Genomic DNA, 14,737 nt, shown 5'->3' on the forward strand with positions numbered 1-14,737 from the left:
CCACAATTATTTAGTACAGGTATATATCAGTCGTTACTTCGCGAGTCGCTGCGGAAAATTCCACTTGAAGGACGTCCGCTGGTTTATGAACACCATTCTTGGGAAAATACCAGCCCTGAATATCAGGGGTCTCTTCGCCTCGGCGTTGAACAATTTTGAGATCGCCTTCCGAACGTAATCTCAGGTGCCCAAGATTTTCGTTCGACGCGTTCTGGATGACCACGGTATCGCCCGATGGCCTGGCTCTGACATCGGGTCCGAAATGCCATAGCAACGTGTACTGATGGAGATCAGCAGACTCAATCGTATCGATAATCCGTACGTGGCGTTTGGCATCATTCGGCTGATCGTCTTGTGGTTGAACGGTCACTCTGCGACTATGCTTGACGCCCTCGTAGCGGTGGTTGAAGCCTTTGACGTCGAACATCCCCTGTTGCTCGACTTGCTGTAGCCCTACCTTGTCCATTTTTGTGGGGTCGATACGAGGTAGTCCTTCGCCATCCACGATAAGCGTATTGTGAGCGAAACTAGAGAAAGCATAAATAGTATACGGATCAGACATCTCGTACCCATTAGGGCCTGCTTCCCTGAGAATCTCGAGCCCTTTGTAGACGAGGTATACGCTCAGCTCATCGCTGTGTTTGTGGTAGTCGGAGTTATAAGCGGCTACGAAATGCAGATACAAAGAATCAAGATCTCGCCAGTCTTCACGAAATATTGCCACACCAGCTTCATCGGCAATGAACCGGTCGAAATCGGGCGGAGTGCCAAGTGCACCTTGGGTCAACGCATACCTATATGAGTCCGAGTTATAGACCCGACCATATCCTCTACCAAGAACCGGCCCAGGCGGGGTGTCGCTGACAGGCGCAAAGGAGCCCAAGGGGCTGATGGTTGCGATTGCGTATCTTTCAGAGGCTTTGAAGACTTCTCGTAAGGATTGTTCCGTCGTCGACGCTTGCTGGCCTTGTAATTGGTTGTATTCTTTCAGATGGCGACTCACGATGACGTGGTAGTCGGGGGACTGTTCCTTATGCACTCCTTCGGCCGTGTAACTGCTCTTGAAGTAGGCAGTCAATCGCCCGAACGCTAAATCATATAAACCTTCGTTGTCGTCAATGTAGCTACTGGCGAGCATCAAGGCGAGGTCCTGGAACATCCCGTGGTTCGTTCCGGCGCTATGGAATTCGTCTTGTACCAAAAGATCAACGCCTTCGCGAATAATGTCCTTCACGAAAGTCTGATCCGAGGCGCTGAGCAAAGGACCGTAGTCGTCCAGCAGACAGCACAACGCGATAGTTCGTTGAGCAGTGGACTCATCGTGGTACGACATTGGAATCCGGGAAGGAGGTAACCCCACTACGTCACGCCAGGTATGGAGTAGCCATATTAACTTTTCCGCAATAGCATCGTCTAAATCGATATGAAACGGGCGAAGATAATAATAAAAAAGCCAACCGTGCATTTGCCGAGCCAGACTACGGGTACGTCGGTGACGCCACACCTGACCATCCTCAAGTCGCAAGGTCTGTCGTGGTTGGATAGTCATCAGGTCACGGTCAACAAAACGCGAGCGCGCGTCGCGCATGGCGAGCATGTTGCGTTTCGGAAATAAATAGTCCAGTGTCATCTGTCACCCTTCTGTCGGTTCGGTCGCCAACGGAGGGTGCTTAACAACGGACTCAACGATGTCTTCGACCCCGTAAGATGCTTTCCAACCCAGTTCTTCGCGAATTTTATCGACGTTGGCAGTTACTGTCGCCGCGTCCCCATCGCGTGGAGGCGCGATCTGATACTCCAGGTCAACCCCTGGAACTCTCTGGAATGCATGGACGATATCCAGAACACTACTTCCGATACCTGTGCCTACGTTATATGTATAGACCCCTGTCGCATTCGGCTGGCCAAGTGCGTCAAGGGCGACAATATGTGCATCGACAAGATCTTCTATATGCACATAATCCCGAATGCAGGTGCCGTCAGGAGTGGGATAGGCATCTCCGTAGACTGAAACCACACCGTGGCTCGTCAGCATATTGCGGATAGCAGGCATGAGGTTCGTGGTGGTGGTGTCAGCAAGTTCTGAACTCGTCGCGCCAGCGACGTTGAAATAGCGTAAAGCCACGGCGGACAGCCCCCACGCCCGTTCCGCGTTGTGGAGAGATTGCTCGTTGATGAGCTTGGTCTGGCCATAGGAGTTGATGGGATGACAGGCAGTGTTTTCGAACACTTCCGACTCGCATGGTTGTCCATACACCGAAGCGGACGAAGAGAAAACGATCTTCTGAACGGCTGAGTCTCTCATAGCACTCAACAGATTGACGAGCCCACCGATATTATTTCGAAAATACATCTCGGGTTGCTCGACGGACTCGTTGACAGCCTTCTTCGCCGCAAAATGCACCACGGCGTCAATTTGATGGTCCGAAAGAATCTTGCTGAGCTGCTCAACAGCCTTATCGGCCGACAGATCGAGTTGATATAACGGCACATCCGAGGGCACGCGCCTCTGAAGCCCCGTGGAGAGGTCATCGACCACGGCAATATCGTAAGCTCCCAGCTCGAGAGCCCGGGAGACGAAATGGCCACCGATGTAGCCGGCCCCGCCCGTCACTAAAAGTCGCATTTCCCTCTCCTCGACTCCTTGTCCTCCATGCGGTCAAATATGGCTGTCTCTGCTGACGACATCTTATTCGCCAAAAACTTCGAGGAGGGCAACCGTCAACCTCTCTGGTTGCCCTCCCGCGTCCAAGGACGACATGCAGTTATTTATCGCGCCACTGCCCACGAGTATCAATCACATGCTTGCCCGACACGCGGTCACGCAGATCGGCGAAGACAGCGTGGTCAACAAGCAACAGGACAATATCGGCTGCTTCAACAGCGGCATCCACGCTTGCGAAGTCGACGTTGGGCAAACCCTGCAATTTCGCGGGAAGCTCGTTCACGTGGGGTTCTACCGCGAGGATCTTGGAGCTGGAAAGCTCGCGTGCCATTTGCTCAGTGATTCGCATGGCCGGCGACTCTCGCAGGTCATCGATATTGGGCTTAAAGGCAAGACCCAGCGCCGCAATGACAGGAGCTCGGCCAGTTTCTTTCTCAACGTCATAGGCTTCTGCCTTGACCTGCTTGATGACCCAATCTGGCTTCGCGTCATTAATTTCGCGAGCGTTGCGGATCAACTTCGCCGAATCCGGTGCAGCGGCGACAATGAACCAGGGGTCCACAGCAATGCAGTGCCCACCAACGCCAGGGCCGGGCTGAAGGATGTTAACCCGCGGGTGGTGGTTGGCCAGTTCAATGACTTCCCAGACGTTGATCCCCAGCTCGTCACAAATCACAGACAGCTCATTCGCGAAGGCAATGTTGACGTCACGGAAGGAGTTTTCGACCAGTTTGGACATCTCGGCCGTGCGCAAATCGGTCAAAAGTAGTTCTGCCTTGCAGAAGCTACGGTAAAGGTCGCGTGCGCGCTCAGCAGCGTGCGGTGTCGAGCCACCAACGATCCGGTCATTGGTCACCAGCTCGACCATGACCTTACCGGGCAGCACTCGTTCTGGGCAGTGAGCGAATTCCAGTGTGCCCTTGTCTTGAAGATCTGGACGGGCTTGGTGAATCACATCCGCCAAGTGTTCGGTGGCCCCGGGAGGTGAGGTTGATTCCAGAATCACCAGCTCATCGCCCTGTAGCTGAGGAGCTATATTGCGACCTGCTACTTCAATATAGGAAAGGTCCGGGGTTTTGTCATCGTGGAACGGGGTGGGTACGGCCACGATGTAGGCATCAGCTTGCGGAGTCTCTGCCGAAGCTGACAGCAGGCCCTGATCAACGGCTCGCTTGACGTAGTCCTCGAGGTCTGGCTCAACGAACGGTACAGTTCCCGAGTTAATCGCCTGAATCGTTCTTTCATTGACGTCAACGCCAAAGACTTTCACACCGTTCTCGGCCAGAATTGCAGCCGTTGGAAGGCCAATGTAGCCAAGCCCCACGACGGCCACGGTCGAAATATTCGACATAGAATTATCCCTCGATTTCTTTCGGCACTTGGTTCAGTACAGCACCGCGGTCCGTGCGGGGGCACTGTACACCCCGGGGAAGTATACCCCAGGATTTTCAATGAGGTGACAACGCAACACCTACGGTACGTACCCCGTGAGCTTCTGATACAGCTCAGTGTAGCGACTTTCGTTGGACTTCCAGGTTCTTTCCTGCAACGCCCACGACCGTCCGGCATGACCGATAGTTTGTCGTAGCGTGGGGTTATCCAAGAGATCCGTCAGGACGCGCGCCCACTCAATGTCATGCTCTGGCGGGACCAACATACCGGTCACCCCGTGATGGACCAGTTCCGACAGAGCCGGAAGATCCGAGGCGACAACGGGCTTGCCACTGGCGGAAGCCTCAACCGATTTCATCGGAGTGACGGTCCTGGTGACGGACGAATCAATACGGGGCACGACGAACACGTCTAAGGCCTGGTGATACAGTATCGACTCTTCTCGTTGCACCCGGCCGGGTGCAATCAGTCGATCACTTAGTCCCAGCTCTTCGGCCAGACGGAGCAAGCTGGGGCGGGCGGTACCATCTCCGACAAGGAGCATCCGTAGCCGAGGCCTGCTCGGGGCCAGGTGAGCAACGGCACGCACGACAGTATCGAGTCCTTCGTACGGAACCAATGAACTGACCGTCCCCACAAGTTCCAGGTCACGCGGCAGCCCCAAGGCCTCGCGCGCTTCCTGAGTGGACCGGGGTTCCTTGAGGAACTCGCCCCCGATTGCATTTGGTGTCAGGACGATGTCTGCACTATCGCGATCGAATTCTTCGAGTTTGGCTCGCATTTGCTTCCCGAGTGTCACCACGCCGTCAGCGGCCAGCACAGATTCCTGTTCCCGCTGTGTAAACAACCGGTAATACTCAGACCGGTAGGCTTCCGCACCACGTGTTGACGCCCACGTATCGGCAAGTAACCCTCGGACTTCATACACCCATGGAATATCCAAAGCTTCTGCAACGGCACGCACGGCGTTAGCGTTATTCCAATGTGAGGTGGTGTGCAACAAAGCCGGCTTAACCTTGAGGGCATGAGTGAGCAACATCTCAGCATACTGTTGCTCACGTTTTTCAGCATCAGTGTGCAGGCGCCTTGGAATCAGCCGGTGGTAGTCGATGCCATCAAGATGATTGACGGCCGGGGCTGTCAGCCCTCCGGTCACCACAGGCCATCCCATGCGAGTTGCGGCGCTCACGTTCCATCCCCGAGATTGCAAGGCTCGCAAGATGGAGTGTGATCGTTGTGCATATCCCGAACCGGTATATGGCAACGAATTAGTCAGCACGTGGAGAATGGCACCTTGTTCGGGGTGATAGTCCGGCACCCTTGCTAGTTGGGGACGCTCTCCTTGGAAGGTTCTCAACTGTGACCGGTACCCTTTGCGCTTCCAGCCTTCTTTCCCCGAGGTTTTCAGCCCTTCGACAGCAGCGGTCATGTTGCCTTTATTCCACTGGATCCGTGACCGTGCGAGGCGGTAGCCCTTGCCTCCGGGGCGCACTCTGGCCAACCCCCATTCGGCCGCCTCGGTGTCTCCACTGCTGGTGAGCAGGTTGACCAGCTCGAGAACTTTACGGGAGCCTGCACGTGCTTCCACGGCTCTACACAATTCTTCTCGTAAGCTTTCGGAGTTCCCACGTATGGCTGCCCCCAGAGCCCCGACAACATCAAGTGGTCCGCCGTGGATCTTGGACGCAACGCTGGCGACAGGCTCAGAAATCGACGTCGGCAACCGTCGCGCTACTTGCAAGGCAAATAACGCAGGGTCTTGTCCGATATGGTCTCTTGCGGTTTGGGCCGCAAGCTGGAAATTGCGAAGAAGCTGAGGGGTTCTGTTCCATGATGGTGACGCATTGGCCGTGTTCGTTGCTAAAGAGCCCTTTCGTGCCTGGAGCAGGTGACCTAGCAGCGCAGAGAGCCGGGAGGCCTCGACATCGAGAGAAATGTTGTCGGCAGCCCACCGGTGGGATGCAATATTCTGAGCAGTAGAATCTGGGTTCTTCGCAAGCTCCAGCCAATAGGAGGCCAATTGGTCGGCAGTAAGCTCGCCGAGTGGCTGATGTCCGGCAACGCGCAGTGTCTGCGCTGCCTCTCCTTGTACCAAACCGGTGATATGTTTTCCCGTTGCCAGTAATTCGTAGAGTTTGGAAGGAACAGTGTGTCTGAAGCTCTGCCAGTCTGGTCGAAGACTCACAACACATGTATCGGCCCATTGATAATGTTCGGTAGCGCGGTGCGACGGCACGGCGTCGTAAAGCTCCGCCGGTGACCCTAACGACCGGTTGGTTTTAATCAGAAGGTGTTTTTGAGTGCCCTGACCAACAAATCGCAACTGGATCCGGGAATTCTGGCGTTGTGCTAACGCGACTGCCTGCAACACTAGGGCAAGATTCTGCGATTCTCCATGATTTCCCAAATACAGGACGTGTAGCTCCCCTGGTTCGCGTGACCTCGACGGTAGCAGAGCCTCAGCTGAAACACTCACGCCATTTCGAATAGTGGCAACGTTTGTCATTCCGCGCTCTCGCAATGTCTGAGCAAATCCTTGAGTAACGGTGATGAGCAGGTCTGCCGATCGCTGAAGCCAGGTCACGACCTGTGACGCAGATTCGGAAACCACTTTTCCGCCAACATTCGCTTCGGTGAGAAGATCGGGCCATGCATCGCGCATCTCGACGACGAACGGTTTTTTCAGCAGTTTGGAGATAACGCGACCAGATACTAAATTCGGCAAGGCAGGTACGGTGGCAATCACGATGTCGACGTCGGAAAATCTTCGGGCCAAAGGAATAAACTCCGCGGCGTGTATCGTGCTCTCCAGCAGACGAGCCCACCGAGAGTGCTTCGTGCGGTGGGTCACCCCAGTTCGAATAATGCGTTCTCCTGCTGGTCCCAGTTCTTCACTCGGGTGATCAGCAACTCCCTGAGTCAGAACAGCTACCTCGCACCCAAAACCTCGTAAGAACTTGATGAAGTTCTGCCACCGTCGCTGTGGTGGAGTTTGCTCAGGCCAATACGAATGCGTGACGAGGAGAATTTTCACCGGCTCGGGATTGCTAGCAGTCATCAAACACATTCCATAGAGCATCGAATAGTTGCGGCGTGCGCGGGAACCAGGCGTCGAGTCACACTATCCCTGTACCCCGGATTCCACAGCAGACGGTTCTGGCGGGTTCGCTGGGGAAGTCGATTCTGGTTGGTTGCTACCGTCGGGATTTTGTTCTGCGTCGTATTCTTCTAAGAACTCATCCATGGTGCCAGAGCGTAACGCCTCTCGCATGCGATCAGTGGCGGCCTCGTCTTGTCGCACAATCGCTGCCCCGCCTGAGGTGATATCGGCGCCAGCATTCGGAATTGTGAACATCTTAATATCGGAGGAGCGAATGTTAGACATCGACAGCCCGTAGTTCAGCATAGTTTCGGCATCAAGGCCGTCGTCTACCGACAGATACGGGCTCAGGGTCGTAATGACATCGCTGAGTGTTCCTGGATTTGTCAAAACATCGCGTGCCAAGAGTTGATCCACCAGACCTTCGAGGAACAGCTGTTGGTTTTTTACACGCTGGTAATCACCATCGTTGAACGCGTGGCGTTCCCGTACAAACCGCAACGCATCGGTGCCGGAAACTTTGATTTTGCCCTCGGGGAAGAACGAGGGGTTTCGGATACCCGATGAAAATGCCTGTTCGTTGTCGACTTCCACACCGCCAAGCGCTTCGGTGACATCACGGAATCCTTCAAAGTCGATAATGGCAATGTGATCGATGTCCGAGCCGACGAGTCCTTCCACAGTGTCAACGACCAGAGGGAACCCCCCTTCTTCATATGCACCGTTGATCTTGCCCATGCCATACCCTGGGATCTCGACCCATAAGTCGCGCATGATGGACATCACATACACTTCTTCGTGACCATCCGGTATGTGCACAAACATGATCGTGTCTGTGCGCGCGCCATCTTCGCCGGCTTCTTTATCTTCCGGTCGTTGGTCACTACCCAGCAAGAGCAAATTCAGTTCGCCATCATCCATTACCGGTCGAGTGGTATCAATACCACTATCGATGGTCTGAGTTCGCTCATTGACGTTCGAAATAAGTGTACGCGCGTACACCGAAGTACTGGCGACGACGGACACCACAATCAAAACCACAGCGACGATGACGGAGAAGATAATGCCATGAGGGCGGGTGGCGACTCGACTAACGCGCCGGGGCGCATAGATCCGAGAGGACTCAGCCATACGGCGTCCTTCCTTTCATCTCTGCTGTGGTAGTGCAACAGGTAAGCGTTAACAACAAGCCAGCAACGAGCCCGTGAAGTCTACGTGGAGTCTTCGCGATACCGTACGCTGATAACGTCATAGTGGGTAACAATCTACTCCGAGTATCGTATATCAGAAATCCGAATCTACCCATTTCCAAGTTACCGTTGCGTTGTGCGTGGCTTTCGTTGACACCTCGGACAGTAATACGAGGACCGATTCATGAACTTATCACGGCGAATAAGAGTGTCGTACCCTTCGGCTAGGCAACGACGACAATACGTGCCCTCCTGATGGTAGGCGTTTAACGAGCGATCAAAATACCCAGATTCGCCGTTGACGTTGACATAAAGAGCGTCGAAACTCGTTCCGCCTTCTTTCAGGGCCTGTTCCATAACCTTCTGTACACACTGATAAAGCGTTCGCACTTGTTTGCGGCTCAACCGGTTACATGGCCGGTTATAGTGTATTTTTGCCCGCCACAGCGCTTCATCCGCATAGATATTTCCGATACCGGAAACCAGGTTCTGATCCAGAAGCGCCCGTTTAATTGCGGTCTGCTTCTTGCTCAGCACCTGATAGATGTGGTCTACGTCAAAATGGTTATCCAAAGGGTCTCGTCCGATATGAGTCACCGTCGTCGGGATCAGCTCATCGGGCTCATCCGCGGTGGGAACAAGTCGATCAAGATAGAGACCTCCGAAGATCCGTTGATCCACGAACCGTAACTCAGTCGGTGCCTGTCCGTGACCGGATGCACTGTCCAAGCGCAATCTGATGCGCAGATGGTGAGGAGCCGGTGCGCTGTGATGACTCAACAAGATCTGCCCGCTCATCCCCAGATGGACGACTAGCGCTGTCGGAGATTTCTGCTCGGTTGGGGAATGGTGTAACGGAATCCACAGATACTTGCCTCGCCGTTGAGGTTGCTCGAGCTCCGCCTGACGCAACGAGGTCACGAAGTCAATCGGACCTTGCCGGTGCCGTCGAACTGACCTTGGATCAAGCACCTCAACGTCAAGGACCTGTTGGTTCGTGATCCAGCGCGATAGCCCCCGCCGCACCACTTCAACTTCCGGAAGTTCAGGCATTCTGGGCAATGTCTTTCTGCAGGGCGTCGTATCCGTCCCACGCAGCCAGCCGTTCGGCCTCCTTTTTGCTACCGGCTTGGCCTACACCGTATTTTTTCTCGGCAACATAGAGTTCTGCGGTGAACTCTCGTGCGTGGTCGGGACCTCGCGAGCTGAGTCGATACTCGACGGGCGCCAAACTTGCCGAGTCGGCCTCCATCTGGACCAGAGTCTTCCAGTCGCGACCGATGCCCATCACGTAGTCGTCATCAAGAAGAGGAATGACATAACGGTGAACCAAACCTCGGGCAGCCTGGTGTCCTTCTTCCAGGTAAGTTGCTCCAATCAAGGCTTCCATGGTGTCCGCAAGGATGGAGTCCTTATCTGCGCCCCCGGTGCGAGTTTCACCTTCACCGAGCAAAATGTGTTGCCCAACCCCAATGCTTCGCCCAACTCGTGCTAAGGCCACCGTGGAGACAATCGATGATCTCTTTTTGGCAAGTTGTGACTCATCCTCATCAGGGAATGCACGGTAAAGATGATCGGTCACAATAATCTGCAGGACTGCGTCGCCGAGAAATTCTAGACGTTCGTTCGTCGGCAACCCACCCTTCTCAAAGGCATAAGAACGGTGGGTTAATGCAAGACGAAGCATCTCGGAGCCTAGGTGGACTCCGAGATGCTTCGTAAGATCTTCAGTCATCAAAGACTAAATATCGGCGACTTTGCGGCCCTTGTACTCGTAGAAGAGCGGGGTACCAGCAGAGTCGGTCACAACGTTAGCCTGGTGTGGCATACGGTAGGTTACTTTGCCGTTTTCAACGGTCTTAACAAGCTCAGGCGCCTGGGCCTTCCACTGCGAACGACGCATGCGGGTGTTGGCGCGAGACTTTTTTCCCTTAGGAACAGCCATGGTTATCTCTCTTCTGGTTCTTGGGTCTGGGTCTGGTTATCTATTGTAGCGTCAGCATCAGTTTGTTCCGCTGATGATAACGCCGCGAGTGCAGCCCACCGTGGGTCAAGCTGCTCATGGTGGTGATCCTCATCGACTTCGTCAAGACGTACGCCACATTGATCGCACAGGCCCTGACAGTCAGGTTTGCATACCGGTTTGAAAGGAAAAGCAGACAACACTGCGTCAATGACTGGTAGCCCAATATCAATCGCATCATTGACGATCAGACGTTGCTCTTCCGGATCAAGTTCCGGATCTGGCACGTACTGGTACAGCTCGCTAATGCTCACGTTCAGGTCCTGCGACAAAGGGTCCAGGCAACGTGAGCACTCACCACGAAGTTCCGCGTTGACGTCCCCGGAAACCAAAATTCCTTCGTGCAAGGAATCCATCCTGAGATCCAACTCGATCACAGAGCCCGGCTCTACTCGGGCTATAGGCGTTTCCATTCCCTCGGGTGCCACGACCTGTCGTTGAACCGGTTCAGAAGATCCAGCAACACCGTTGAGGTTCTTAACGTTCAAAACCCACGCAGAGTCAGAGGGCACGAAAGCACCAGCCACAGAATTCTTTTCTAGGTTCGCCATGCTTATCGGACCTCCTATCACCGTCTCATGGGTAAATCAGGACCCTCGTTACTGAGGACATCTCTTATTGGTAGCCATCTCAGAGCGATTCTTCCCCTGAAGAACAACCACCGAGCCAAACCTACAGAATACACCGTGAAATCTCGATACCAAAATTAGGCCATAAGCTTTAGAGCGGAGGAAAGCATCTGGTACGGCTTGGGTTCACGCAATAGACGGTGTCCTATGGCTTTTGCCGCTATTATGCCTTTCTTCTCTATTTTCCGTATGGCTTCCCGTCACATTGAAGGTACAATCGCTCATGCTCACCGAGTGAAACACACACCTTGAAGAAATACCGAATGAAACGGACCGCAAAATGAACTCCACGACCCAGCGCAACGCAATCTTATCTCGGGGGATGCCAGAACGCCGGTACCTCCCGGAACTACACGGCATCAGAGGTCTCGCTCTCGCTGGTGTGGTCCTCTTTCATCTCTTTGGGGCCGGCAGGATTTCCGGGGGCATTGATATCTTCCTTGCTGTTTCGGGGTTCCTCTCCACCGGAATGCTTTTGCGAGAAGCCACCGCCAAGGTGGGCGCATCAATCTCTGGAACTACTTCGGACGCTTATTCCGACGCATTTTCGTCCCTGCCGCATTGGTCGCCTTGATCACCCTTGGTGTGGGATTGTTGGTGATGCCGGCAACCGGTCATCGCCAATTGTGGGCTGAAGCTCGAGCCTCGCTACTTTATTTCGAAAATTTCGAGCTGATCAACTCCCAGCTGGCGTACGGAGCCGCCGGGCCCGAGACCTCCCCGTTTCAGCATTTCTGGTCGTTAGCCGTCCAAGGTCAGTTCTATCTCATCTGGCCTCTCATCACGGTCATCGCAGTCTTGGTAGCGCGAGCAATCAGGAGCTCGGCCCCACTCGTTCTCGCCATTATCTCGACGCTTATCTTCCTCGCATCGTTTACCTACGCCATCTACGTTGGGAGTTACAACCAAGCCGAGGCCTACCTGATGACTGAGACCAGAGCCTGGCAACTAGCCTTCGGGGCTCTCCTGGCCTTGTTCATCAGCACGTTGCGTTTGCCCCGCATGCTTCGGCCCGTTGGGAGTTGGGTGGGTGTCGCCCTGATCGTCTCCTGTGGGTTCGTCCTTGACGGTGCGCAACTGTTTCCTGGTCCGTGGGCTCTTTGGCCACTACTCGGGCTCGTTCTCGTTCTGATCTCCGCCGGACCTGACGGAGGCAACCACGACCCTTCGTACACGGCAACTCGACTATTGTCGTCCCGTCCCTTTGGCTGGGTCGCCGACCACGCCTATGCCCTCTACCTCTGGCACTGGCCACTACTGTTCTACTACCTGCAGATACGAGATCGCGAAGCTGTTGGGATACGAGGTGCCACCCTCATTCTCCTCGCGTCCTTATTCCTGGCAATGCTCACGCACCGGTTCGTGGAACGGCCCCTACAGCATCACGGCGGAAAACCACAGTCCCACGGCCTGTTGCGTAATAAGCCCACAGTGCTTACCGGTGCTGCCAGTCTCGTCACGCTGGCCGTATTGACCACCCAACTTGCACCATCCCGCGCCGACCTAGACCAAGCCTTCGGTGACCTCGACCCAGCTGTCTACCCCGGTGCCGCGGTCGAGCTTCAAGATGAGGAACCTCCCGACGCAGACGTGTTTCCACAGCCCGAAGACGCCGCGGACTACCGAGCCGCATACCATTTCAGGAATTGCACGCAAAAAATGGGAAACAACCCAGGAACAGACGAGGTCCTTGTCTGCGACGACGAGGAAGCACCTGAGTCGCCGACTGCGACCGTGGTGCTGGCCGGAGGATCACACGCCGGACACTTGGAAGACGCCTTTAAAACCTTGGCCCGCAAGTATGACTGGGAAGTTCTCATCGTCCTAAAACCAGGCTGCGTATTCAGCGGATCTGCGAATCAACCGGGAGATATGTGCACCGCATGGAACAACAACTTCATCGGCTGGCTCAACAACAACGACGTTGACCTTGTCGTCGCCCCCGGAACCCGCCACGAGGCCGAGGAAGATCGGGAAAACATCCCTGACCGAGCTGAGGAGTGGTGGGAGCGAATCACCGCAACGGATACGGAGCTTCTTTTGATTCGGGGGACACCACGTTCTGAACACGATCTTCCATCTTGTTTGGCCGAAGGCGGAAGCCCTCATGAGTGTGGGCCCTCAGCCCTAGCACTGCACCAACCGAACCCCCTGAACAGCATCGAACTACCTGACGGCGTTCAGCACATCGACCTCACCGATGCGGTGTGCCCGGCCATTCACGATGAATCGGCATCACGGTGCGACGCTGTTGTCGGGAATATTCTTGTGACTTTCGATAGCAACCACCTCACTCGCCCGTTCTCCCAATCGCTCGCACCCGTCATCGAAGAACAAATGCAAGACACCTTCCCTCACCTGCTCCGATAAAACGCTGAGCAACGACGCTGGTGAGGTTAGAATACTCGGTGGCTTTAATAAACCACCTTGCAGTACCAGTTCCGGAGCCGTATCGGCGATCTATACGAGGGCCTGCGGATCTACGAGACCCCAGCACGGCCATGTCCGATATCAATCAGCATCTCAATGGAGGGATGAGTTGAGCGAGAGCTACCAGAGTGTCAAGAACTTTATCCGAGCTCAGATTCTCGAACCGGGACTTTCTGTGAACTCGCTGGAGAAAATCAATCCGGCACCGGACCAGATTGAAAATGAATTCATCTCATTGGGCTGGCGCTTCGAAGACATTCCGGGGGAAACCTCAAAGTTTCCCAAACGTCGCATTATGTCACCCAACGACCGCCTCAGGCTTCTGATGCGCAAATCGCTGGTGTACCGTCACCCCGAGAGTGTTAACGCCATCTGTCGCAGTAAAGATCTCACCCGACAGTATCTGGAGAATAACGGCGTTCAGGTCCCTCGCGGTCAAGCCTTCGATCATGACGAAATGCCTCGGGCCTGTGAGTTAATCCAGAGCGCACCTGGTCCCTTTGTGGTCAAACCCTCGGATGCCGCCGGCTCACATGGTGTGAGCCTTGGAGTTGAGACACTGGAGCAACTCGAAAAAGCCTGGAATGAGGCTCTAACCCACGCACGTGAAGGCTCAAAGATCCTCGTCGAAGAATTCGTTGCAGGTATGGATGTGCGCGCCTACGTGACCGGAGATACTGTGGTGGCCGCCGCGGCACGGCTTCAGCCGTTCGTGGTCGGCGACGGGAAGTCCAACCTCGTCGAGCTCATAAAGGCGTCTCGACAGCGCTTGAAGAACCACGCCTATTGGAAGAGAAACCCTGCCACGGCACGGTGGAAATTCCTCGAGGCTCGTGGCTATCGCAAGACTTCCGTCCCGGCCCGAGACGAGATTGTCATCATCAATCCGTATATCGTGCTTCGGTACGGGTCGAGCATCGTTGACATTACCGACATCATCCATCCAGGGATCAAGCAGATAGCTGTCAAAGCAGCACACAGCATTCCTGAGTTAGAGGTCGCCGGCATTGATCTCCTCGTGACAGACATCAACGACCCCACCACTGCCCGAGTACTCGAGGTCAACACCGCCCCGGGGCCCAGCATGCACAAGTTTGCGACTTACGGGAAGACTCGCGATGTCGAACTAGATGTCGTGGCCTACTTTCATTCCCAATTTCTGGACACCTTGGATCCCAAGGAACGGCGTCAATTCGAGTCAAAATTGGCACGCGACAAGCGCTATGCCTTGTTGAAGAAAAAGGTTAGGGGCGTGGTCTCGCGTCTGCGTCGCGGACGTGACTCGCATTCGAAGCGCGGTCGCTAGGC

12 protein-coding genes are annotated in these 14,737 nt (G+C 54.8%); 3 read left to right on the forward strand and 9 right to left on the reverse strand.

Features of this window, described 5'->3' with window-relative positions:
- Positions 1 to 10: 10 nt before the first annotated feature.
- The 9 genes from DYI20_RS00505 to DYI20_RS00545 form a co-directional block, all read right to left on the reverse strand.
- Entirely contained in the window at positions 11 to 1,630 is a 1,620-nt protein-coding gene (locus DYI20_RS00505; protein ID WP_110099470.1) for a heparinase II/III domain-containing protein, read from the reverse strand.
- A 3-nt stretch (positions 1,631 to 1,633) separates the two neighbouring features.
- Complete coding sequence (gene galE, locus DYI20_RS00510; protein WP_110099469.1) at positions 1,634 to 2,626, reverse strand: UDP-glucose 4-epimerase GalE; 993 nt, start codon at positions 2,624 to 2,626, stop codon at positions 1,634 to 1,636.
- A gap of 139 nt (positions 2,627 to 2,765) precedes the next feature.
- Complete coding sequence (gene wecC / locus DYI20_RS00515) at positions 2,766 to 4,016, reverse strand: UDP-N-acetyl-D-mannosamine dehydrogenase (protein WP_110099468.1); 1,251 nt, start codon at positions 4,014 to 4,016, stop codon at positions 2,766 to 2,768.
- 120 nt (positions 4,017 to 4,136) lie between these two features.
- Positions 4,137 to 7,115 carry a glycosyltransferase gene (locus tag DYI20_RS00520; RefSeq protein ID WP_158278428.1) on the reverse strand — a complete coding sequence of 993 codons (2,979 nt, stop codon included), beginning with the start codon at positions 7,113 to 7,115 and terminating at the stop codon, positions 4,137 to 4,139.
- Positions 7,116 to 7,178: 63 nt separating this feature from the next.
- Entirely contained in the window at positions 7,179 to 8,288 is a 1,110-nt protein-coding gene (locus DYI20_RS00525) for an LCP family protein (protein ID WP_110099466.1), read from the reverse strand.
- Between the two features lie 182 nt (positions 8,289 to 8,470).
- The gene (gene mutM, locus DYI20_RS00530; protein WP_110100341.1) at positions 8,471 to 9,400 is read right to left on the reverse strand and encodes a bifunctional DNA-formamidopyrimidine glycosylase/DNA-(apurinic or apyrimidinic site) lyase; all 930 of its coding nucleotides are present in this window, start codon (positions 9,398 to 9,400) and stop codon (positions 8,471 to 8,473) included.
- Entirely contained in the window at positions 9,393 to 10,082 is a 690-nt protein-coding gene (rnc, locus tag DYI20_RS00535; protein WP_110099464.1) for a ribonuclease III, read from the reverse strand. The genes mutM and rnc overlap by 8 nt, the downstream gene beginning before the upstream one ends.
- 6 nt (positions 10,083 to 10,088) lie before the next feature.
- Positions 10,089 to 10,292 (reverse strand): 50S ribosomal protein L32, encoded by a 204-nt coding sequence (gene rpmF / locus DYI20_RS00540; protein ID WP_110099463.1) that lies wholly within the window; start codon positions 10,290 to 10,292, stop codon positions 10,089 to 10,091.
- Positions 10,293 to 10,294: 2 nt separating this feature from the next.
- Positions 10,295 to 10,921 carry a YceD family protein gene (locus DYI20_RS00545; RefSeq protein WP_110100339.1) on the reverse strand — a complete coding sequence of 209 codons (627 nt, stop codon included), beginning with the start codon at positions 10,919 to 10,921 and terminating at the stop codon, positions 10,295 to 10,297.
- Between the two features lie 358 nt (positions 10,922 to 11,279).
- Between DYI20_RS00545 and DYI20_RS00550 the strand changes: the two genes are divergently transcribed.
- The 3 genes from DYI20_RS00550 (at position 11,280) to DYI20_RS00560 (ending at position 14,735) form a co-directional block, all read left to right on the forward strand.
- Positions 11,280 to 11,573, forward strand: a complete 294-nt coding sequence (locus DYI20_RS00550; protein ID WP_110099461.1) for a hypothetical protein — start codon at positions 11,280 to 11,282, stop codon at positions 11,571 to 11,573.
- Positions 11,543 to 13,369, forward strand: a complete 1,827-nt coding sequence (locus tag DYI20_RS00555) for an acyltransferase family protein (RefSeq protein ID WP_233242806.1) — start codon at positions 11,543 to 11,545, stop codon at positions 13,367 to 13,369. The genes DYI20_RS00550 and DYI20_RS00555 overlap by 31 nt, the downstream gene beginning before the upstream one ends.
- 169 nt (positions 13,370 to 13,538) lie before the next feature.
- Entirely contained in the window at positions 13,539 to 14,735 is a 1,197-nt protein-coding gene (locus tag DYI20_RS00560; protein WP_110100337.1) for a hypothetical protein, read from the forward strand.
- The last annotated feature ends 2 nt before the right edge of the window (positions 14,736 to 14,737 follow it).

It is taken from the genome of Auritidibacter ignavus (genome assembly GCF_003703835.1).
GTDB classification, from domain to species: Bacteria; Actinomycetota; Actinomycetes; order Actinomycetales; family Micrococcaceae; genus Auritidibacter; species Auritidibacter ignavus.

Excerpts from the sequence above, each read along its gene's own strand:
- rnc (WP_110099464.1), bottom strand. The coding sequence starts at position 10,082 with ATGACTGAAGATCTTACGAAGCATCTCGGAGTCCACCTAGGCTCCGAG.
- mutM (WP_110100341.1), bottom strand. The coding sequence starts at position 9,400 with ATGCCTGAACTTCCGGAAGTTGAAGTGGTGCGGCGGGGGCTATCGCGC.
- DYI20_RS00520 (WP_158278428.1), bottom strand. The coding sequence starts at position 7,115 with ATGACTGCTAGCAATCCCGAGCCGGTGAAAATTCTCCTCGTCACGCAT.
- DYI20_RS00550 (WP_110099461.1), top strand. The coding sequence starts at position 11,280 with ATGAACTCCACGACCCAGCGCAACGCAATCTTATCTCGGGGGATGCCA.
- galE (WP_110099469.1), bottom strand. The coding sequence starts at position 2,626 with ATGCGACTTTTAGTGACGGGCGGGGCCGGCTACATCGGTGGCCATTTC.
- wecC (WP_110099468.1), bottom strand. The coding sequence starts at position 4,016 with ATGTCGAATATTTCGACCGTGGCCGTCGTGGGGCTTGGCTACATTGGC.
- DYI20_RS00545 (WP_110100339.1), bottom strand. The coding sequence starts at position 10,921 with ATGGCGAACCTAGAAAAGAATTCTGTGGCTGGTGCTTTCGTGCCCTCT.
- DYI20_RS00505 (WP_110099470.1), bottom strand. The coding sequence starts at position 1,630 with ATGACACTGGACTATTTATTTCCGAAACGCAACATGCTCGCCATGCGC.
- DYI20_RS00525 (WP_110099466.1), bottom strand. The coding sequence starts at position 8,288 with ATGGCTGAGTCCTCTCGGATCTATGCGCCCCGGCGCGTTAGTCGAGTC.
- rpmF (WP_110099463.1), bottom strand. The coding sequence starts at position 10,292 with ATGGCTGTTCCTAAGGGAAAAAAGTCTCGCGCCAACACCCGCATGCGT.